The sequence below is a fragment of the Clostridium sp. DL-VIII genome, assembly GCF_000230835.1.
Taxonomy (GTDB): domain Bacteria; phylum Bacillota; class Clostridia; order Clostridiales; family Clostridiaceae; genus Clostridium.
This window is the reverse complement of sequence record NZ_CM001240.1, coordinates 5,258,967-5,279,093: the sequence shown is the minus strand read 5'-3', so window position 1 is coordinate 5,279,093 and position 20,127 is coordinate 5,258,967. Positions and strand designations below refer to the sequence as shown.

Genomic DNA, 20,127 nt, shown 5'->3' with positions numbered 1-20,127 from the left:
GAGGTATTTATATGGCTGTATCAACAAATAATTCAGTTTCAGGTCAATACACAACTGACAGGGGAACGAAAATTGTAAAATCAAATACTGATTTTGATAAAAATTCTTTCTTAAAGATCTTGGCTGCTCAATTAAGTAATTTAGATCCGACCCAAAATCAAGATTCGAGTGCATATGTAGCTCAAATGGCTCAATTCGCATCATTAGAGCAAATGCAGAATTTAAATGGTACCATGTCTGACTATGCATATCAGCAAATGATTGGAAAGACGGTAACAATAAATTCGACAGATGATTCCGGGAAAAATCTTCAAGGATATGTAACAGGAATAATTAAGAAAGCTAGTGGAACTTATGCAGATATGATTGTTGGCGGAAAATCAGTGGAACTTGATGTATCTAATATAATAGGTGTTGTAGATGCTACAGACAGTAATACAGTAGCTAATAGCAGATCTGCACTAAATTCAGATTTCCTAGCTGCTTCGGCCTTAGCGCAAGGAAATGAAAATGTTGTTGTTGCAATATTGGATGACGATGGAAAGACTGTTACTGTAAAGGGAAAAGTAACTGGAGCTTATATAGATACAGTTTCTGGAGCCACAGTAAAAATAAAAGTTGCTACATTAGATGATGGTGGAAAGCCAACTGGAGAAACTAAGACCTACGATTATGGCGATATAGTAAGAGCAGGTAATTTATCAGATGATGATATGAATGTTGACTTAGGAAAGAATAGTAGTTCAGATTCGAGTGATTCTAAAGACGGTTCTGATGGTAAGGCGGCAGAATCTAGCAGTTCAGCTGATGATTCAAATGCTAATTCTGTTAACCAAAGTAGTTCTTCCAATGATAAATCTGTAAATACTATTGCAAGCAGTACTAATAGTTAAGCAAAGCGTTAGTAAAGAATAGGCTGAGAATGAGTTATAGGATTATTAATGGTCGAGCATATTCAGTAGGAAATATTAAACCAATTACAAGTTCATTAAATAATGTAGCTAAGACAACTAATAGTAAAGATGAAACAAGCTTTAAAAGTGTCCTTGAAGATCTTAAAAATAAAGATGAAGGATTTACTGTATCTAAACATGCAGCTATGCGATTAAATAATATAAATTTTACAGAAGAAGATATGAAAGAAATACAAAAGGGTTTTGAAATAGCAAAGGATAAAAATTCAAAAAATACAGTTATGTTATATAAGGATATAGCGTTAATTGCAAGTGTAGAAAATAAAACTTTAATAACAGCTGTAGAGAAAGATAGAGCAAAAGATAACATATTTACAAATGTAGATAGCGTAGTGATTTTATAGGCTGGACCTTAAAGCAGTTTGCAGTTTACAGTTTATAATTTACAGTTAAGGATAAAATTTTTTTAGAATTTTTTGAAGATGAAAATGTATAATTTTTATTCATTATTGTAAATTAGTAATTGTTAAATGTTGATTGGTAATCGGAAGCCTCAGCTTGCGGAATGACAGAAGCAAGTTAAATAAATGTATAATTAATATGTATAAATGGGAGGAACGTTTATGTTAAGATGTATGTATTCTGGAATAAGCGGAATGAAGGTTAATCAAACTAAATTAGATGTAATAGGTAACAATATTGCCAATGTTGGAACTACAGCATTTAAAGGGTCACAAGCTAGATTTACTGACATGCTTTATCAAAATGCTGGAGTTGCAACAGCGCCTACAAGTGTACTTGGAGGTACAAATTCTAAGCAGGTAGGTCTTGGAGCTAAACTTTCAAGTATTAATAAGTTAATGAGTCAAGGTAATGCGTTATCAACAGGAAGAGCTTTAGATGTATGCGTTGATGGAGAAGGATATTTAGTTGTTGCTAAAGGACCAGTAGATGGGACAATAGATACTACAGATGGTACAAGTACTGGTGGCGGTGCCGGCGGTGGAGGGACAACTACTAAGGAAATGTCAGAAACTTTGTATACTAGAGACGGGAATCTTACTTTAGATGAACAAGGAAATTTAGTAACAGCCGATGGACATAGGGTAATGGGCTATTACTTAACAGGGACATCCACAGGAACTAATCCTGCTAGTGCAACTGTAAGCGTGGATTATAGTACAGGTGAACCAGTAGTATCATATGTAGACTCAGATGCAGCTAATTTACATGCAACTGATACATCATTACATCCTTTAGCTATACCAGATAGTATAGAATATAATGGCAGTACGGAAAAGATAGCTTCATTTGAAATAGGTAAAGATGGTGTAATTACAGCAATTTTGGGAAATGGTAAAAGATCAGCAATAGGACAAATAGCTATGGCAGATTTTAAGAATCCAGAAGCTTTAAAAGATGTTGGCGGTAACATGAGTTTAGTATCTTCAAATTCAGGATCTGCAATTTATAAAACTGGTAAACTTGATGCTACAAGTACTTCAAGTACTACAGAGGATAATTCAGGGGGATTTGGAGATTTTGTTCAAGGAACTCTTGAAGCGTCAAATGTAGATTTAACAGAACAATTTACAGATATGATTACAGCAACAAGAAGTTTCCAAGCTGCATCAAAGATGATAAGCACAGGAGATGAAATTCTTCAAACTATTACGGGGTTAATAAGATAAAGTATGGACTAGAAAAATAAATGTAATTATAGAGCAAGTTGAGGGAAACTTCAGCTTGCCATAAATTACAATCTGCAAAATTTACTAGGGATAAGTTTTGCTATGCACAATGCACAATGCACAATTGAAGGGATTACCATTGTTGGAAAAGCATTATACTATAAAGAAAATGGAAATTATAATAAAATAAATTGTGTATTGTGAACTGTACAGATATTATTTAAAGGGGTGAGAATTTATGATAGACGTAACCGGAATGAATCATGAACATTTTGTATTGAATGCTGATCATATTGAAAAACTTGAGTCAGTACCAGAAACAATAATTACATTAACTAATGGGAAGAAGTATATAGTATTGGAAAGTATACAAGAAGTCAAAAATGCTGTTATAGAATATAAAAATAAGATTTTTACATTAAAATTATAAAGTACAATGAACAAAAAATGGGGAAAAGTACTTTTTATTTGTTGCGAATAGTGAGGAGTGATAATAATGGCTTTTGGAAGAAAAAAAGAAAAAGGCGAAGATTCAGAGAAAAGTAATAAGGGGATTATGGTGATTCTATTCATTTTAGGATTATTAGTAATAGGAGGAGCAGCCTTTGGTGGTGTGTATCTGTTTATGAAAACAAGCAAAACTGTAGATGCGCAAGAAGTTGTAGTAGAAAACACATATATGGATTTAAGTGAATTTACAGTAAACTTAGCGGATGAAGGTGGAAAGAGATATTTTAAAGGTGAATTATCCATAGGATATGATAAGAGTAAGACTAAATTAGGTGAAGAATTAACAGCAGATCAAGTAGTCGTAAGGGATGATATTATATTTTATTTTAAAAGTAAAAAGGCTGATTATATAAATAATGCAGCCAATAAGGATGAAATAAAGAAACAGCTTATGGAAGCAATTAATAAGGATTTAACAAAGGGCAAAATTACTGATGTAAGATTTAAGAGCATGATAGTTCAGTAGGTAAAAGAAGATGAATTTTGAATTTATAAAGATTATTGGACAGCTTATTTTAGCCTTAGGAATTACTTTCGGATTGATGTTTCTTTGTATCAGGGTAATGGGAACAAAAATTAACACCATGAACAATAATAAATATATTAAGGTAATTGAGAGAGTTCAAGTAACAAAAGAAAATGCAATTATAATAGTGCAGATAGGGAAAAAGGGATATGTAATGACTAGTACTGCAGGACATATGGAAAAGTTATCAGAACTATCAGAGGAAGAGATTAGTGATATTATAAAAGATAAAAAAAGGGCAGCAGAAGAAATGACCAAATATTATAGAGAGTTAGTATCAAAATCGAAGAAAAACTTTTCTGGCATAATAAAGAATATAAGATCGAAGGAAGAGAAACATGAAGAATAATAAAAGACGAGTTGCGTTGACTCTTATGATGGCCCTTGGCATTATGATGTTCTGCACCATAAATGCCTATGCTGCTCCAAGTAATACTGATTTACCCCAGTTAAATATTTCTCTAGGGAATGGGAACAGCACGCCTCAGGATTATGCATCGAGCATTAAGATATTAATATTTTTCACAATCATATCATTGTTACCTTCAATAGTAATAATGATGACATCATTTACCAGAATAGTAGTAGTATTTTCATTTCTTAAGAGTGCGATGGGAGTTCAGCAAGCTATTCCAAATCAAATTTTGACAGGACTAGCTATATTTTTAACTTTATTTATAATGCATCCTGTCTATAATGAAGTGAATACTAATGCAATTCAACCGTATTTAGATAATAAGATAACTCAGGAGGAGGCTTATACGGAAGCTTCAAAACCATTAAAGGAGTTTATGTTAAAGCAGACAAGACAAGAGGATTTGAAATTATTCCTTGATGTAAGTGGGGCTGATGAGGATAATGTGACAAGAGAAAATATACCATTTACCAGCTTAATTCCTGCTTTTTCAATAAGCGAATTAAAAACTGCATTTTTAATTGGATTTTTAATATACTTGCCATTTTTGGTTATTGATATGGTAATATCAAGTGTATTAATGTCAATGGGTATGTTTATGTTACCTCCTACCATGGTATCATTACCATTTAAACTAATTTTATTTGTTATGGTAGATGGATGGATGCTATTAACGAAGTCCTTGATACAGAGTTTTATGTGAGGTGAAATATTATGACACAAGCAATGCTTAACGCGGTTGTTAAAGAAACTATAATAACGGCAGCAAAAGTATCTGCACCTATTTTAATAGTAGTTCTTGTATTAGGCTTAGTTATAAGTATTATTCAGGCAACGACTCAGATACAAGAGCAAACACTAAGTTTTGTTCCTAAGTTAGTAGCAGCAGCAGTTGTCGGAATACTTTTAGGCAGCTGGATGCTTCAAACAATCATGTCTTTTACAACTAGAATTTTTGATTTAATTTCAAAGATTGTTACATAAGGAGGTAAACTACTATGGTGGATACGGCCTACTTTCTTGCTTTATTTTTAGTATTTTTACGGATAACTTCATATTTTATAACTGTAGGAGTATTTTTCCCAAGTGGAACACCTCAAATCATGCAAGGTACATTTTCGCTTATATTGGCATATGGAATCATATCTGGAGTAGATTATTCTAGTGTAAATGCTATAGATAGCGGATATATTCTAGCATTTTATGCTGTTAGTGAGGTACTGACTGGAGTTATATTAGGATATATAACTAATTTGGTTTTTCAAGCAGTAAGATTAGCTGGAGCATGGATGGATATTCATGCAGGATTTTCAATGGTATCTGTATTAGATCCGCAAAGTAATACTACATCAACTTTGCTTGGGAATTTTACATATTTTATTTCATTAGCATTTTTTTTTATAGTAGATGGCCATCATGTCATTATAAATATGCTTGTTGAAAGTACAAAGATAATACCTATTGGTAAAACCATTGTTTATCAAGAAACGTTAATGCAGGTGATGCAGACTATATTCAATTTTTTTGCACTAGGGATAGAGATAGCAATCCCAATAGTATTAATAATAGTATTAACTGATGTGTGTTTAGGATTGATTTCAAGGACAGTACCAACTATTCCAATTATGATTTTTGGTATGCCTATAAAAAACATGTTAGGTTTGATTACATTTATTATATTACTACCGCTTATGATGAAAATGGTAGGAACAGCTATATATAATCTGCCTAGTATTTTTAGAGATATAGTTAATTTGATACCAGCAGCTCCGCTAGTATTAATCTTTGCAAATGATGATAAAACGGAAGAAGCAACTCCAAAAAAGAAAAGCGAATCCAGAAAAAAAGGTCAGATAGCTAGAAGTAAGGATGTGTCAGTTGCAATAACAATGGTTGTGTGCACAATGTTAATATCTAGCTTATGGGGAATGTTAACTAACGGATTTAAAGACGTAATAATGTATTTTTTAAAATTTCCTATGCTGGAAGGATTTCAGATGGATACATTAAATAATATAGTGATTACTGTAATAATAAAGATAGCGAGTTATTTGCTGCCTTTTTCATTATCCATAATGGTTGGAGGAATTGTAGCAAGCTTACTGCAAACAGGATTCATAATAACGGCAGAGCCATTAAAACCTTCTTTAGGAAAGCTAAACCCTATATCAGGATTTAAGAATATATTTTCAAAAAGAAGCATAGTGGATTTATCTAAAAATATGGTTGTAATAATAATAGTAACAGTAATAGCATGTAACTATATTACAAAGAACTATCAAAACATATTAGGAATTTCAAATATATATTTACCTTCATTAAGTGATGAAGTGAAAAACTTAGTAGTGGGTATTTTTAAGCAAATATGTATAGTACTTGTTATTATTGCAGCTATAGATTATTTTTTACAATTCAGAATGCATAGTGAAGATATGAAAATGACAAAACAGGAAGTTAAAGATGAATATAAACAATCAGAAGGAGACCCTCAGCTTAAAGGAAAGATTAAGCAAAAGCAAAGGGAAATCGGAATGAGAAGAATGATGTCATCTGTTGCAGATGCTACTGTTGTAATAACAAACCCTACTCATTTAGCAATTGCTTTAAAGTATGAAGAGGGCGGGAATATGGAAGTTCCAAAGGTAGTAGCTAAAGGTGCTGATTATGTTGCTCTTAGAATAAAAAGCATTGCAAAAGAAAATGAGGTTCCGGTTATTGAGAATAAAGCACTTGCAAGATTAATGTATGACAGAGTAGAAATAGATGATGATATACCTAAAGATTTATATCAGGCAGTTGCTGAAATTTTAGTAGTTGTAATGAAGCTTAAGAAAAAGTAAAAATGGGAGGTTTAAGTTTTGGAGTTCGGTAATAAAAGGCTAAATGTAAAAGATAATTTAGACGTAGTAATATCATTTGCTGTAATTGCTATAGTTTTAATGATAATAATACCATTACCTAAACAAATGATTGATATACTTTTAGCATTAAATATAACAGTATCTATAGTTATAATTTTAATTACAATGTTTACAACCAGCGTGTTGCAGCTTTCAGTTTTTCCTACGTTATTGTTGGTTACAACATTGTTTAGACTAGCACTTAACATATCTTCAACAAGATTAATACTTACAGAAGCTGATGCAGGAACAATAATTCATGCTTTTGGTAACTTTGTAATAAGAGGAAACTATGTTGTTGGTATAGTAATATTTTTAATTATAGTTGTAATTCAATTTATGGTTATTACTAATGGTGCTGGAAGAGTATCAGAAGTATCGGCAAGATTTACACTTGATGCAATGCCAGGTAAACAAATGAGCATTGATGCGGATTTAAATTCTGGATTAATAGATGAGGCTGGCGCAAAGCAAAAAAGAAAAGATCTACAAGCTGAAGCTGATTTTTTTGGGGCTATGGATGGTGCGTCTAAATTTGTAAAGGGTGATGCTATAGCAGGGATTATAATTACAGTTATAAATATAATAGGCGGCATTATAATAGGTGTGCTTCAAAAAAACATGAGTGCAGCCGATGCAGCTCAGACATATACAATCTTAACTGTAGGAGATGGTCTTGTAAGCCAGGTACCAGCGCTTCTTATATCAACGGCTTCTGGTATTTTGGTTACACGTTCGAATAGTACAGAAAACCTTGGAGATACATTGTCTAAACAATTGACAGCATTTCCAATTGCAACAGGAATTGCAAGTGCTATAATGTTATTTTTGGGAATCATACCTAGTATGCCTAAAATTCCTTTCTTCGCAGCATCTTTAGCAATGGGGACATTAACTTATTTGCTGTATAAAGATGCAGCTGTCAAGGAAGCAGCAAGTTATGTATCTGAAGAAGAGGAAATTATTCAGGCAGAACGTAAGGAGCCAGAAAATGTTATGAATTTAGTCTCTGTTGAGCCAATGGAAGTTGAGATAGGTTATGGTCTTATACCACTTGCAGATGAAGCAACAGGCGGAGATTTACTTCAAAGAATTGCGTCTGTTAGAAGGCAGTGTGCTATAGAAATGGGAATTATAGTACAGCCTATAAGAATTAGGGATAATCTTCAACTCAAAACAAATGAGTACATAATAAAAATTAGAGGAACACTTATTGCTTCTTCAGAATTAATGCCAAGTATGTTATTATGCATGGACCCAACTGGAGAGAACTCGGATATACCTGGAATAAAAACAATTGAACCGACATTTGGACTTCCAGCAGTTTGGATTAATAAGGATCAAAGAGAAGAAGCAGAAATTAAAGGTTTAACTGTAGTTGACCCAACAACTGTTATGGTTACTCACTTGACAGAAACCATAAAGAGTCATTCTTATGAATTGCTCGGAAGGCAGGAAGTTAAACTTATTGTTGACAATGCAAAAGAAAAATACAGTGCAGTTGTTGAAGAACTCATACCAGACTTGTTGACAATTGGAGAGCTTCAAAAAGTATTACAAAATTTACTTAGAGAGAAAGTTCCTATTAAAGATATTGTTACCATAATGGAGTCGTTAGCAGATAATGCGAAAAATACTAGAGATTTAGAAGTTTTAACTGAGTATGTTAGATTCTCACTAGCCAGAACTATTTGCAACCAGGTAGTTGATGAAAATAGAGCAATTTCTGTTGTAACTTTAGATCCGAACTTAGAAGAAATTATAGCAAATAATACCCAAAAGTCAGTGCAGGGATCTTTCCCAACTGTAGATCCAGATACGACAACGAAAATACTTACAAGTATTAAAGATACTGTAGAGTCAGTATATTTTTATAATAATCAACCAATTATATTGGTTTCTCCAAATATAAGACCTGTGTTTAGAAAATTAATTGAAATGGTATTTCCTCATATAATGGTGATTTCATTAAATGAAGTGCCAAATGATGTTCAAATTAATAGTGAAGGAGTCGTAAGAATATAGATGATTATAAAAAAATATCTTGTAAAAAATATGAATGAAGGTCTGACTCGGATACGATATGAATTGGGAAAAGATGCTATTATAATAAGTCAGAGAAAAGTCAGGAGACCAGGAATTAAAGGCATGTTTTCTAAGAAGGTAATTGAAGTTACAGCAGCAGTTGAAAATTCTTCAAATGAAAATAAAGGCAATGCCAAACAAGAGAAAAGTTATAATAATAATGATGAAGAATTTCAAAACTCTTTAGAAAGTATAAAGAGACTAATGCAGGATGAAGTATTAGTTGCACCAAAGCCAGTTGAAGTTAAAGAAAGCATAAAACCAGCTGAAGGCTTAGCTGATAAAATATTAGAGCATAATTCTAATGTGGAAAAAGAAAGTATTCAAAATGGCAGAGAAGAGTATCAAGCAAATGGACGAGTAGGAAATTATATTAATAAATTAGATGATACCATTGAAGAAAAGACTGCTATAAAAAATACTAAAGAAGACATAAAAAATGAGGAAGCTAATATAGAAGCTATACACAAAGAGGTAAGTGAATTAAAGAATTTATTAAATAAAGTAATAAAGAGTTCTCCTTCTTATGAAGAAAGCTCTATAAGTTTTTCAAAGGATAGATTACATAAGTTAGATATCGATGAAGAATTTCAAGACGCTATTGTCAATATATTAGAGGAAAGTTCTGAAGAAGGTATTGATGAAACAGAAGCCCTAAGGGATATTTTTGAAAGAGATATTCTAATATCTAGGAAAAACTTAAATGGACGTGTTGTATTAGTTGGACCTACAGGGGTTGGGAAGACTACAACTATAGCAAAGCTTGCAGGAAGGCTTTCGCTTATTGAAAAGAAAAGAGTCGGGTTAATAACAGTAGATACATATAGAATCGGAGCTATAGAACAGTTAAAAACCTATGCTGAAATAATGAATATTCCTTTTAAAGTAGTAATTACTATGAAGGAAATGGAAGATGCAATTGAGCATATGAAAGATTGTGATGTTGTATTAATAGACACAACAGGAAGAAGCAGCAAGAATGCAATGCAAATTTCAGAACTCAGGGCTTTTGTTCAAAAAGCAAATCCTGATCATGTAAATATGGTAATAAGTGCAACAACTAAAAATAGTGATATAAAAGGTATATTGAAGGGTTATTCAGAACTTGAATATGATAATATTATAATAACGAAACTTGATGAAACCACTGTATATGGATCATTATATAATATAGTAAAGATTGCGAATAAACCGATTAGTTTTATAACTACAGGACAAAATGTACCTGATGATATAATGGTGCCAGAAAAAGAAGAAATTGCAAGTTTCATCCTAGGGGAGGAAATTCTATGCTAGATCAGGCAGAATCATTAAGAAAATTGATTAACAATGAGCAAGAAGAAAACAAACAAGTTTCTACTAAAATTATTACAGTAACATCAGGAAAAGGTGGAGTTGGTAAAAGTAATTTCGTTGTGAATTTAGCTATAACTCTTCAAAATAAAGGGAAAAAAGTATTGATTTTTGATGCAGATCTAGGGATGGGAAACGATGACGTACTAATGGGATTATATCCAAAACATAATATATTCGATATACTATTTACTGGCTTGGAAATTAAAGATATAATTATAGAAGGAACTAATGGAGTTCATTTAATTCCGGCTGGATCGGCTTTGACTAAAGCACAAGATTTAGAAGAAGATCAGAGAAAAATGTTCTTAGAAAAACTTGAGGCATTAGATGAGTATGACTATATTTTTATGGATACAGGTGCTGGAGTCAATAGGGATGTTTTATCTTTCGTAGCAGCCTCTGAGGAATTGATTATAGTAACTACTCCAGAACCTACATCATTAACAGATGGCTATAGTTTAATTAAAGCTACAGATCATTATAAGCTAAAAGATAAAGCAAAAATTGTTGTAAATAAGGCTTTTACTAAGGAAGAAGGCGAAGAAACCTTTAAAAAGTTTGACAGAGCAGTGAGCAGATTTTTAAAGATAAATATTGAGTATTTGGGAAGCATATTAGAAGATAAAAAGTTAGTGCAAAGCGTAAGACAACAAAAGCCTTTTGTTGTATTGTATCCGAATTGTGATGCAGCTAAGGATATTGAAAATATAGCTATGAGACTCATTGGACAAGATGTAAGTACTATGGATGGAGCAAAAGGGTTATTTAGAAGATTATTCAACATATTTTCGTAGGAGGAGTTAAAAGTGAATAATTTTAACTTAGAAGTAAATGATAAACTAGAAGTGGTGATGGGAGATAAAATATACAGGGCTTTAATAATAGATGTGCAGGAAGATTTTTTGAGAATAAATTTACCGGTGAATAATGGAGAGTATTTAATGCTTAATCCAAAAGAAGAGATTGAAATGAATTCGTACTTAGATGAGAATGGATGTTTTAATTTTTATTCTAAAATAATATCTAGAGGCAGGGAAGGAAATATAATATATTATGAAATATCCAAACCCTTTAATATAACTAAAATACAAAGAAGAAATTTCTTTAGAGTTAGTCTTGTTGATGAAGTAGAATACAAAATAATTACTAATGCTAAAGAAGAAGAGTTTGATAATATTCCTTATGAAAAGGGTCTTATGGTAGATCTAAGTGCTGGTGGATTAAAATTAAAGGGAAATGGAAAAATTGATGGGACGGATTTGATTTTAGTTAATTTCAAATTAAATTCAATTCAATTTGAAGTAAAGTGCGATATTGTAAGAATTGAGAATACAATGGATAAACAAAAATTATGCGGTCTAAGATTTTTAGATATAACAAATGCACAAAGTGAAAAAATTATTCAAGGTCTTTTTGAAATAGTGAGAAGACAAAGAGCAAATGCTTAAGTCTTTATAAATGGAAATAAGGCTTAAGGTATAGGCCATAATTATAGATGAGGGAAGTATATGGGGAGGGAATAGAATATGGAAGCGGTGGCCATGAAAGAGTTCGATGGAAAAGAGCAGATAATCCAGGAATATATTCCATTAGTAAAATATATTGCTTCAAGGGTTATGTTTGGAAAAAATAAGTATATGGAATATGAGGATTTAGTCAGCTATGGAATGATAGGACTTATGGATGCTTTAAATAAGTTTGATAATACTAAAGGAATGAAATTTTCATCATATGCATCAATAAGAATTAAGGGTGCAATGATAGATGAACTGAGAAAAAACAGGCCCATATCAAAAGGGGCCATGGACAAGTTAAATAGATATAATAAAGCTATTGACACCCTGCAGTTAGAGTTATTAAGAGAACCTACTAATATTGAAATAGCAGCACATTTGAAGATTTCTCTTAATGACGTTGCGGAAATTGAAAATTACATAAACTATATTTCAATGGTATCTCTGGAAAATGTGATTTTTTCAGATGATGAAGATGTAAATCTTATTGGAATAATAGAGGATAAAAATAGTCCAAGCCCTGATACATATTTGCAAGAAAAAGAACAATTAGAAATTTTAACGAAAGCAATAGATTTGCTTAAAGAGAAAGATAGAATCATATTGAATTTATATTACTATGAAGGGCTGACATTAAAGGAGATAGGCGTTGTGTTAAGTGTGTCTGAATCAAGGGTATGCCAGTTACATAGCAGGGCTATTATCAGCCTTAGGGAATGTATGAAAAAGCTGCATTATATGGACTAAATATTAATTGTATATAATAGTTTAACTTATGAATGACAAATATTTTCTATAAAATGAAAATAAGAGGTTAAATAGTTATAAGTTATGAATTATAACTCATGACTGACAAAGAGGTGTTTTATGCCAGTAATATTATTAATTATAGGTTTTGTTTTAGTAATTTATAATTATCGCGCTATTAAAAAAGACGAACGGACTAAAAAAGAAGATAGCAGTTTAAATACATCATTTCAAAGTGTATTACGAGATAATAAGGAAGAATTTAATGACTATAAAATGGAACTTGGAATATTAAGAAGAGATATAGCAGAGAGTTTAACTGAGTTGCAAGAAGAAATTGTTGATATAAAAAATAGTTTTTATGAACTTAAGAATTATAATAGATCATACGAAAATAAAGCAGAAGTAAAAAATAGCATAGATGAAGATTTAAGTGTTAATTCTAAAGCAGAAAATGAAGTAATGTCTGAAAATGATTATTTAGATAAAGATGATAGTGATAAGACTCAAAGAATTAAAGGTCTTTTAAAGGAAGGATTAACTGTAGAAGAAATATGTTATAAATTATCTGTGAGCAAGGGGGAAGTATTATTAGTAAAAGGTTTGTACAAAAAATAAAAAGTAATATTATATTTCTCATGGATAAAAAAATTTTATTTGGAATCGGTATAGGATTGATAATTGGAGTCGGATGTATGTTTTGGTATAAGTATACAGCAAACCTTTCAGATAGCCAAATAGAAGAAAAAGCTAGGGGATTAGGTATGATTTACGAAAATGAGAGTAAATCAATTATAAAAGGAGAGGATTAAAGTGATAAGAGGACTGTATACTTCTGTTTCAAGTCTAATAGCGCTTCAAAATGATCAAGAAGTAACGACTAATAATATAGCTAATGTTGATAATACAGGTTATAAAAAAAGAGCGCTTACCAAAAGCAGTTTTAATGATGTTATGATATCGAATAGACAGAAGCTTGTGGGAGATAAGTATGTTAGAAATAATATTGGCGATTTAAGTTTAGGAGTAAAGGTAAATGATGTAGATACAGTATTTACCCAAGGATCATTTAAAGCTACTGATAGTATGACAGATTTTGCAATAGATGGAAGGGGCTTTTTTGTAGCTCGAAACGGAAATAGAGAAGTCTATACAAGAGATGGAAATTTTAAAATAAATAATGAAGGTTATTTGATTACAAATGATGGAAGTGAAGTGCTGGGCATAAACAGTGCAACCGGAGAGAGAGAGCCAATATACATAGGTGATTCAAAATTCACTATAGATGGACAGAATAATATTAACATTGATGGGATTGGAACAACAGACAGGTTATTAACAGCGGATTTCCAAGATTATAAGAAGTTAGAACCACTTGGTGATAATTACATAACAACTGATAATCCGATTTATGATGCTAAAGTTAATGTTAGACAAAATTTTCTTGAAACATCTAATGTTGATCCTTCAGCAGAGTTGGTAAAACTTATGGAAATAAAGAGGCAATTTGAAACAAATCAGAAATTTGTTAAAATGCAGGATGAAACTGTTCAAAAGGCTGCAAATGAAATAGGACGTGTATAATAAGGGAAACTAAGGGGAGGAAAAAATTATGTTTAATATTTTTGCTATCGGAAAGAGTGGTATGTCAGCATATCAAGAAAAGCTTGATTATCTTTCAAATGATTTGGTAAATCAGCAAACAACAGGATATAAAAGTACAGATGTGGGTTTTAAAGATCTTTTAGCAGAATCCTTAAATAGAAGAGGAACTCCTCTTGTGAATGAAAAAGCTATAAGTGGTACAGGAGTTAAACTTGGTGTAAACTATGCGAATAATGAGCAAGGAAATTTGAAACAAACAGGTGAAAAGACTGATTTGGCTATTGATGGAGAAGGATATTTTGCAATTACTCAATCTGATGGAACTATAGCATATACAAGAGATGGTAATTTCAAAATAGATTCTAATGGAACTTTAGTTGATGCGAATGGTAAAAAAGTATATATTGAATATACAAATGGCTTTTCAGAGGGAAATCCTCAATTGGATAGTAAGAGTTTATCGATAGCAAAAGATGGAACTATATCAATGAATGTTGATGGACAACCAACTGATATAGGGACTATACCTGTTTTCACAGCAGTTGGCGATAAAAGTTTTATACCAATAGGAAATAGTTGTTTTATTCCAGCTTCAGATGCGCAAGTAACAATGAGTACTAATTATAATATTGAACAAGGTTTTTTAGAAGGATCGAATGTTGACCCAACTGAAGCGTTTTCAGATGTTATATTAACTCAGAGAGCTTTTCAACTAAGTTCGAAGGCAATAACAACTGCAGATGATATGTGGAGTATGATTAATAACATGAGATAATTTTATTTATTTGTAAGTAACAAGCCTTTATTCAGTGATGAGTGACTAGTTATGAGTTAAGGATGAAACTCAAAGGAAAGTCTAAGAGACCAAATACAAGATGCTCGCAGAGAATGTTCTGCTTACCAAATGCAAGATTTGGAGCATCACTTTTGGTCTCTCATTTTTTTCCGAATGGGATTTCTGAAATATATATTTTTGAAAGGCCTAAAAGATCTTCTTCCTAAACTTATAACTCATAACTTTTAATTCATAACTGGATAAGGCTTTTTTCGTTAACTTATAATTGTGAACTGTAAATTGTAAACTGTGTTCAATGGGGCTTTACATAAATAGGTTTTATAAGTACAATAAGTATGTGTGAATTATGATAATAAAATGTAGATTTATAGGAGGAATTGTTTTGGAAAATGTAGTTTATGTAACTGGACACAAAAATCCTGATTCAGATTCTATTTGTGCTGCATATGGCTATGCAGAATTTAAAAATAAGACTAGTGATCTTCCAGCTGTACCAGTAAGACTAGGAAATGTAAATCCAGAAACGCAATTTATTTTAGATTATTTTGGCGTTAAGGCCCCAAGATTATTAGAAACAGTTAAGCTTAAGGTGGAAGATTTAAACTTTGATACAATTAAGCCGATAAATGGAAATTACTCTTTAAGAATGGCATGGAACATTATGAGAGATAACCATATTAAATCTTTGCCTGTAGTAGATGATAAAGGTGGATTAATAGGAATTCTTTCAATTTCAAATTTAACATCAGCCTATATGGACATAGGAGATAATGACATTTTAGCAAAAAGTAAAACATCTATTGAAAATATTTTAGATACACTTTCTGCTACTAGCATATACATAAATGAAGCTTGCAAAGTATTTAATGGAAAAATCGTAGTATCAGCAATGCAGCCGGAAAGCTTAAAGGAAATCGTTGATGAAGGTGATATTGCAATTGTAGGAGATAGACCTGATGTACATGAAGCTTTAATTGATATAAAAACATCACTAATTATAATAACAGGTTCTCATAAACTTGCTGAAAACTTACTCTCAAAAGCTAAGGAGAATGGAGTCACTGTAATTAGCACACCACATGACTCATTTACAGCTTCAAGATTATTAATTCAAAGTATACCAGTAAGTTATGTTATGGCTACTAAAGATTTAATATCCTTTTCAAAGGATGAGTTAGCTGATGATATTAAGGATACTATGGCTGAAACTAGATATAATAGCTATCCAGTAGTTGATGAAGAGGGGAAAGTTATTGGAACTGTTTCAAGATATCATTTAATTTCAAACCACAAGAAAAAGGTTATTCAAGTAGATCATAATGAAAGAGGTCAATCTGTAGATGGATTAGAAGAAGCAGAAGTTCTTGAAATTATAGATCATCATAGAGTTGCTGATATTCAAACAAGCAATCCTATTTTCTTTAGAAATGAACCACTTGGAAGTTCATCAACTATAGTTGGTAAGAGCTATTTTGAACATAATATAACTCCATCTAAAGAAGTTGCAGGCTTATTATGTGGAGCTATAATATCAGATACTCTATTATTTAAGAGCCCAACTTGTACAGAACAAGATAAAGTTATATGTAGAAAACTTGCTGAAATCGCTGGAATATCAAGTCTAGAGGATTTTGCAAAGGAAATGTTTAAAGCAGGAACTTCATTAAAGGGAAAGAGTGTATCACAAATCTTTAATCAAGACTTTAAACCTTTTACAATGGGTGAGTCTAAAGTAGGAGTTGCTCAAGTTAACACAATGGATATTGAAGGATTTATGCCGTTAAAAGATGAGATGCTAAGCTTTATGAAGAGTGAAGCGGATAAAAAAGGGTATGATGTGGTAATGCTTCTTTTAACAGATATTTTAACTGAAGGTTCACAGGTACTAGTTGCAGGTGAAAGACAAGATTATGTTGAAAAAACATTTAATGTTGAATTAAAAGATTCAATGGCATTTTTACCAGGTGTGTTATCAAGAAAGAAACAAGTAATACCACCACTTACTAATGTAATTAATTCAATGAAATAGGTAATTCAGTCAAAAATTACGAGTTATAAGTTAAGAGTTTGGATTGAAAATTCTAAGACTTTTCGAAAAAAATCAAAATATTAATTATATATATTGCAATTAGCTTTCTACATTTTATATTCTAGTATTTATTTAGCTTACAGATGTTTTAAATGTAATTTTGTTATTTCAACATATATAGTATGAATTATATGCAATTTAATATATTGTTAAATAAGGTATCACAAAATATATGTCTGAGTATTTTGTGGTACCTTTTTTATCTTTAATTTGTCTCTTTAATTTATAACTAAAAAAACGTCATAACTTTTATAAAGGAAAATATATATAATTATATGAAGTTCTATATATAGGAGGAAAAGTTGTGATACAGGAAAAAGAGTTGACATCTGGTCTCAGTACGAAGGAAGCGGAAAAGAGAATTAAAGAATTTGGACTTAATGAATTGAAGCACCATAATAAGACTTCAGCAGTTAAAATATTCTTATCTCAATTTAATGATTTTATTGTGTGGGTATTAATAGCGTCTACAATAATTTCAGGGATTATAGGAGATAAAGCAGACGCAATAACTATACTTATAATAGTAGTTATTAATGCAGTACTAGGATTTGTTCAAGAGTTTAGAACAGAAAAGTCCCTAGAGGCATTGAAGGAATTAGCTGCTCCAACCTGCAAGGTATTAAGAGATTCAAGCATAAAGATAATTAATTCAATTTATTTGACAATAGGAGATATTGTAATTTTGGAAGCTGGAGATAGAATACCAGCAGATGGATTCTTTATTGAAAGTTCTGGAATAGTAGTTGATGAATCGTTACTAACTGGAGAATCGGTTGGTGTAAATAAAGAGTCCAGTAAATATGATACCATCACTAAGAAAACAAAAATAGAAAGTAATAAAGACAAAGATAAGAAAAAACTAAAGAAAAATAATGAAGGATTTATGGGGACTACTGTTGTAAAAGGAAAAGGCTTATTTAAGGTTGACTGTATAGGAATGAACACAGAAATGGGAAAGATAGCAGATTTAATTCAAAATATTGAAGAAGAAAAGTCTCCATTAAATAAGAGATTAGATTCATTAGGTAAAATATTAGTAATCATATGTGTCATAATATGTGCAATTGTCACTATAATGGGAATAATAAGAGGGAATGATATAACAGAAATGTTCTTGCTTGGAGTTAGTCTTGCAGTAGCAGCAATTCCAGAAGGCTTAGCAGCTATTGTCACAGTTTCATTAGCACTTGGGGTATCAAGAATGCTTAAGAAGAATGCACTTGTTAGGAAACTTCCTGCAGTAGAAACATTGGGCTGTACATCAATAATATGTTCTGATAAGACTGGAACTCTAACTCAAAATAAAATGACAGTAAAAGAAGTTTATTTAAATGGAAGAATTCATGAACTTGAAAGAGAAAAATTAAGTGATTATTCAAAGTTTATGAAGGCTCTTGTATATTGTAATGATTGTAATTACGACTTTACTAAAAAAAATATGAATGAAGCACTTCATGGAGATCCAACAGAAACAGCATTAATAAGTATGTTTTTTAACGATGTAAATAACTTAGAGAGTTTCGTAAATAATGCTGATAGAGTATTTGATATACCCTTTGATTCAACAAGAAAGATGATGTCAGTTGTAACGAAGGAAGGAGACAAAGAAACTTGTTACGTAAAAGGTGCTCCAGAAAGGGTAATAGAAAGGTGTAATTTCATATTAGAAAATAATAAGATTAAACCGTTCACATATCAAAAGAAAAAGCAAGTAATAGAATTTGTCATGGCAATGTCATCAAGAGCTTTAAGATGCATAGCAGCAGCATATAAAGAAGAAAATTTAAGTAAGGGAGATAATCTAGAGCAAAACTTGATTTTTATAGGTATAGCAGGGAGCATAGATCCTCCAAGGGAGGAAGCAAGGGATGCAGTTTTAAAATGTAAGCTTGCAGGAATAAAACCAGTTATGATAACAGGAGATCATCAAAATACTGCCCTTGCAATAGCTAAATCATTAAATATATGCAGTAGTGCAGAGCAGGTTATGACAGGTGAAGAAATAGAGGAAATAAGTGACTTAGAATTAGAAGAAAAGATAAAGAAGGTTAGAGTTTTTGCAAGAGTCTCACCTAATCATAAGTTAAGAATTGTAAGGGCCTTTAAGAAAAAAGGAAATATTGTTGCTATGACTGGAGATGGTGTAAATGATGCACCAGCTATTAAAGAGTCTGATATAGGAGTTGCAATGGGGATATCAGGTACGGATGTAACAAAAGAAGCATCTTCCATGATTTTAATGGATGATAATTTTTCTACCATAGTTTCAGCTGTAGAAGAAGGAAGAATAATATATGATAACATAAGAAAGTTCATTAGATATTTATTATCATGTAATCTTGGAGAGGTGCTCACAATGTTTTTGGCAACAGTATTCTATTTGCCAAATCCATTAAGCCCAATACAAATTCTACTTGTAAACTTAGCGACAGATGGACTTCCAGCTATAGCACTTGGAGTTGATCCACCAGAGCAGGATATAATGAGGCAGCCTCCAAGAGAGAAAAAAGAAAGTATATTTGCTAGAGGATTAGTTGAAAAAATAACTATTAGAGGGTCATTAATAGGATTATGTACACTATTGTCATTTATGGTAGGAAGATATTATAGGATGAATTTAGAAACCTGTAGAACAATAGCATTGTGTACACTAATAATGTCACAGCTTATACATGTATTTGAGTGTAGATCAGAAAGGCATTCAATATTCCAAATAAAATTACTTACAAATCCATATTTAGTAGCTGCTGTTTCAATATCAATGATATTAATGTGCTCTGTATTATATGTGCCATTCTTGCAAGAGATATTTCACACTGTAGCATTGTCGGTAAAGCAGTGGCTTATTGTAATATTCTTTTCTGGAATTATTGCATTGATCAATAGTGTTTATTTATTAATCAAGACAAAATAAAATAAATGTACAATTTGCAATTATCAATTTACAATTAAGGAACAAATTCCTACAGAATTTGA

Annotated in this window: 20 protein-coding genes; all 20 read left to right on the top strand. The window is 31.5% G+C overall.

Going from position 1 to position 20,127, the window contains the following annotated elements:
• The first annotated feature begins 11 nt into the window (after positions 1–11).
• The 20 genes from CDLVIII_RS24195 (at position 12) to CDLVIII_RS24105 (ending at position 20,065) form a co-directional block, all read left to right on the top strand.
• Positions 12–893 (top strand): flagellar hook capping FlgD N-terminal domain-containing protein, encoded by an 882-nt coding sequence (locus CDLVIII_RS24195; protein ID WP_009172118.1) that lies wholly within the window; start codon positions 12–14, stop codon positions 891–893.
• Between the two features lie 29 nt (positions 894–922).
• On the top strand, positions 923–1,318 hold the full coding sequence (locus CDLVIII_RS24190; protein WP_009172117.1) for a TIGR02530 family flagellar biosynthesis protein: 396 nt from the start codon (positions 923–925) through the stop codon (positions 1,316–1,318).
• Between the two features lie 219 nt (positions 1,319–1,537).
• Positions 1,538–2,605, top strand: a complete 1,068-nt coding sequence (locus tag CDLVIII_RS24185; RefSeq protein WP_009172116.1) for a flagellar hook-basal body complex protein — start codon at positions 1,538–1,540, stop codon at positions 2,603–2,605.
• Between the two features lie 238 nt (positions 2,606–2,843).
• Complete coding sequence (locus tag CDLVIII_RS24180; RefSeq protein ID WP_009172115.1) at positions 2,844–3,035, top strand: flagellar FlbD family protein; 192 nt, start codon at positions 2,844–2,846, stop codon at positions 3,033–3,035.
• 66 nt (positions 3,036–3,101) lie between these two features.
• Positions 3,102–3,581 carry a flagellar basal body-associated FliL family protein gene (locus CDLVIII_RS24175; protein ID WP_009172114.1) on the top strand — a complete coding sequence of 160 codons (480 nt, stop codon included), beginning with the start codon at positions 3,102–3,104 and terminating at the stop codon, positions 3,579–3,581.
• A 10-nt stretch (positions 3,582–3,591) separates the two neighbouring features.
• The gene (locus tag CDLVIII_RS24170) at positions 3,592–3,990 is read left to right on the top strand and encodes a flagellar biosynthetic protein FliO (protein ID WP_009172113.1); all 399 of its coding nucleotides are present in this window, start codon (positions 3,592–3,594) and stop codon (positions 3,988–3,990) included.
• On the top strand, positions 3,980–4,759 hold the full coding sequence (gene fliP / locus CDLVIII_RS24165; protein ID WP_009172112.1) for a flagellar type III secretion system pore protein FliP: 780 nt from the start codon (positions 3,980–3,982) through the stop codon (positions 4,757–4,759). The genes CDLVIII_RS24170 and fliP overlap by 11 nt, the downstream gene beginning before the upstream one ends.
• 11 nt (positions 4,760–4,770) lie before the next feature.
• Positions 4,771–5,040, top strand: a complete 270-nt coding sequence (fliQ, locus tag CDLVIII_RS24160) for a flagellar biosynthesis protein FliQ (protein WP_009172111.1) — start codon at positions 4,771–4,773, stop codon at positions 5,038–5,040.
• Between the two features lie 14 nt (positions 5,041–5,054).
• Entirely contained in the window at positions 5,055–6,896 is a 1,842-nt protein-coding gene (locus CDLVIII_RS24155) for a fused FliR family export protein/FlhB family type III secretion system protein (RefSeq protein ID WP_009172110.1), read from the top strand.
• Between the two features lie 18 nt (positions 6,897–6,914).
• Positions 6,915–8,981, top strand: coding sequence for a flagellar biosynthesis protein FlhA (gene flhA / locus CDLVIII_RS24150; RefSeq protein WP_009172109.1), 2,067 nt, complete (start codon positions 6,915–6,917; stop codon positions 8,979–8,981).
• On the top strand, positions 8,982–10,337 hold the full coding sequence (gene flhF, locus CDLVIII_RS24145) for a flagellar biosynthesis protein FlhF (RefSeq protein ID WP_009172108.1): 1,356 nt from the start codon (positions 8,982–8,984) through the stop codon (positions 10,335–10,337). It abuts the gene before it with no gap.
• Entirely contained in the window at positions 10,331–11,191 is an 861-nt protein-coding gene (locus CDLVIII_RS24140) for a MinD/ParA family protein (RefSeq protein WP_009172107.1), read from the top strand. Before flhF ends, CDLVIII_RS24140 begins: the two co-directional genes overlap by 7 nt.
• A 12-nt stretch (positions 11,192–11,203) precedes the next feature.
• Entirely contained in the window at positions 11,204–11,845 is a 642-nt protein-coding gene (locus CDLVIII_RS24135; protein ID WP_009172106.1) for a PilZ domain-containing protein, read from the top strand.
• Between the two features lie 78 nt (positions 11,846–11,923).
• On the top strand, positions 11,924–12,658 hold the full coding sequence (locus CDLVIII_RS24130; RefSeq protein ID WP_009172105.1) for a FliA/WhiG family RNA polymerase sigma factor: 735 nt from the start codon (positions 11,924–11,926) through the stop codon (positions 12,656–12,658).
• 120 nt (positions 12,659–12,778) lie between these two features.
• On the top strand, positions 12,779–13,276 hold the full coding sequence (locus CDLVIII_RS24125) for a hypothetical protein (protein WP_009172104.1): 498 nt from the start codon (positions 12,779–12,781) through the stop codon (positions 13,274–13,276).
• A 20-nt stretch (positions 13,277–13,296) separates the two neighbouring features.
• Positions 13,297–13,470, top strand: a complete 174-nt coding sequence (locus tag CDLVIII_RS31625; RefSeq protein ID WP_009172103.1) for a hypothetical protein — start codon at positions 13,297–13,299, stop codon at positions 13,468–13,470.
• Position 13,471: 1 nt separating this feature from the next.
• Positions 13,472–14,242: a flagellar hook-basal body complex protein gene (locus CDLVIII_RS24120; RefSeq protein ID WP_009172102.1), complete on the top strand. Its 771-nt coding sequence runs from the start codon at positions 13,472–13,474 to the stop codon at positions 14,240–14,242.
• A gap of 28 nt (positions 14,243–14,270) precedes the next feature.
• Positions 14,271–15,038 (top strand): flagellar hook-basal body complex protein, encoded by a 768-nt coding sequence (locus CDLVIII_RS24115; protein ID WP_009172101.1) that lies wholly within the window; start codon positions 14,271–14,273, stop codon positions 15,036–15,038.
• A gap of 403 nt (positions 15,039–15,441) precedes the next feature.
• On the top strand, positions 15,442–17,088 hold the full coding sequence (locus CDLVIII_RS24110; RefSeq protein ID WP_009172100.1) for a putative manganese-dependent inorganic diphosphatase: 1,647 nt from the start codon (positions 15,442–15,444) through the stop codon (positions 17,086–17,088).
• A gap of 364 nt (positions 17,089–17,452) precedes the next feature.
• Positions 17,453–20,065, top strand: coding sequence for a cation-translocating P-type ATPase (locus CDLVIII_RS24105; RefSeq protein WP_009172099.1), 2,613 nt, complete (start codon positions 17,453–17,455; stop codon positions 20,063–20,065).
• Positions 20,066–20,127: the final 62 nt, after the last annotated feature.

Coding starts and splice junctions, on each gene's coding strand:
- fliP (WP_009172112.1), top strand. CDS start 3,980: ATGAAGAATAATAAAAGACGAGTTGCGTTGACTCTTATGATGGCCCTT.
- CDLVIII_RS24115 (WP_009172101.1), top strand. CDS start 14,271: ATGTTTAATATTTTTGCTATCGGAAAGAGTGGTATGTCAGCATATCAA.
- flhF (WP_009172108.1), top strand. CDS start 8,982: ATGATTATAAAAAAATATCTTGTAAAAAATATGAATGAAGGTCTGACT.
- CDLVIII_RS24155 (WP_009172110.1), top strand. CDS start 5,055: ATGGTGGATACGGCCTACTTTCTTGCTTTATTTTTAGTATTTTTACGG.
- CDLVIII_RS31625 (WP_009172103.1), top strand. CDS start 13,297: ATGGATAAAAAAATTTTATTTGGAATCGGTATAGGATTGATAATTGGA.
- CDLVIII_RS24190 (WP_009172117.1), top strand. CDS start 923: ATGAGTTATAGGATTATTAATGGTCGAGCATATTCAGTAGGAAATATT.
- CDLVIII_RS24140 (WP_009172107.1), top strand. CDS start 10,331: ATGCTAGATCAGGCAGAATCATTAAGAAAATTGATTAACAATGAGCAA.
- fliQ (WP_009172111.1), top strand. CDS start 4,771: ATGACACAAGCAATGCTTAACGCGGTTGTTAAAGAAACTATAATAACG.
- CDLVIII_RS24170 (WP_009172113.1), top strand. CDS start 3,592: ATGAATTTTGAATTTATAAAGATTATTGGACAGCTTATTTTAGCCTTA.
- CDLVIII_RS24125 (WP_009172104.1), top strand. CDS start 12,779: ATGCCAGTAATATTATTAATTATAGGTTTTGTTTTAGTAATTTATAAT.
- CDLVIII_RS24180 (WP_009172115.1), top strand. CDS start 2,844: ATGATAGACGTAACCGGAATGAATCATGAACATTTTGTATTGAATGCT.
- CDLVIII_RS24130 (WP_009172105.1), top strand. CDS start 11,924: ATGGAAGCGGTGGCCATGAAAGAGTTCGATGGAAAAGAGCAGATAATC.
- CDLVIII_RS24185 (WP_009172116.1), top strand. CDS start 1,538: ATGTTAAGATGTATGTATTCTGGAATAAGCGGAATGAAGGTTAATCAA.
- CDLVIII_RS24195 (WP_009172118.1), top strand. CDS start 12: ATGGCTGTATCAACAAATAATTCAGTTTCAGGTCAATACACAACTGAC.
- CDLVIII_RS24175 (WP_009172114.1), top strand. CDS start 3,102: ATGGCTTTTGGAAGAAAAAAAGAAAAAGGCGAAGATTCAGAGAAAAGT.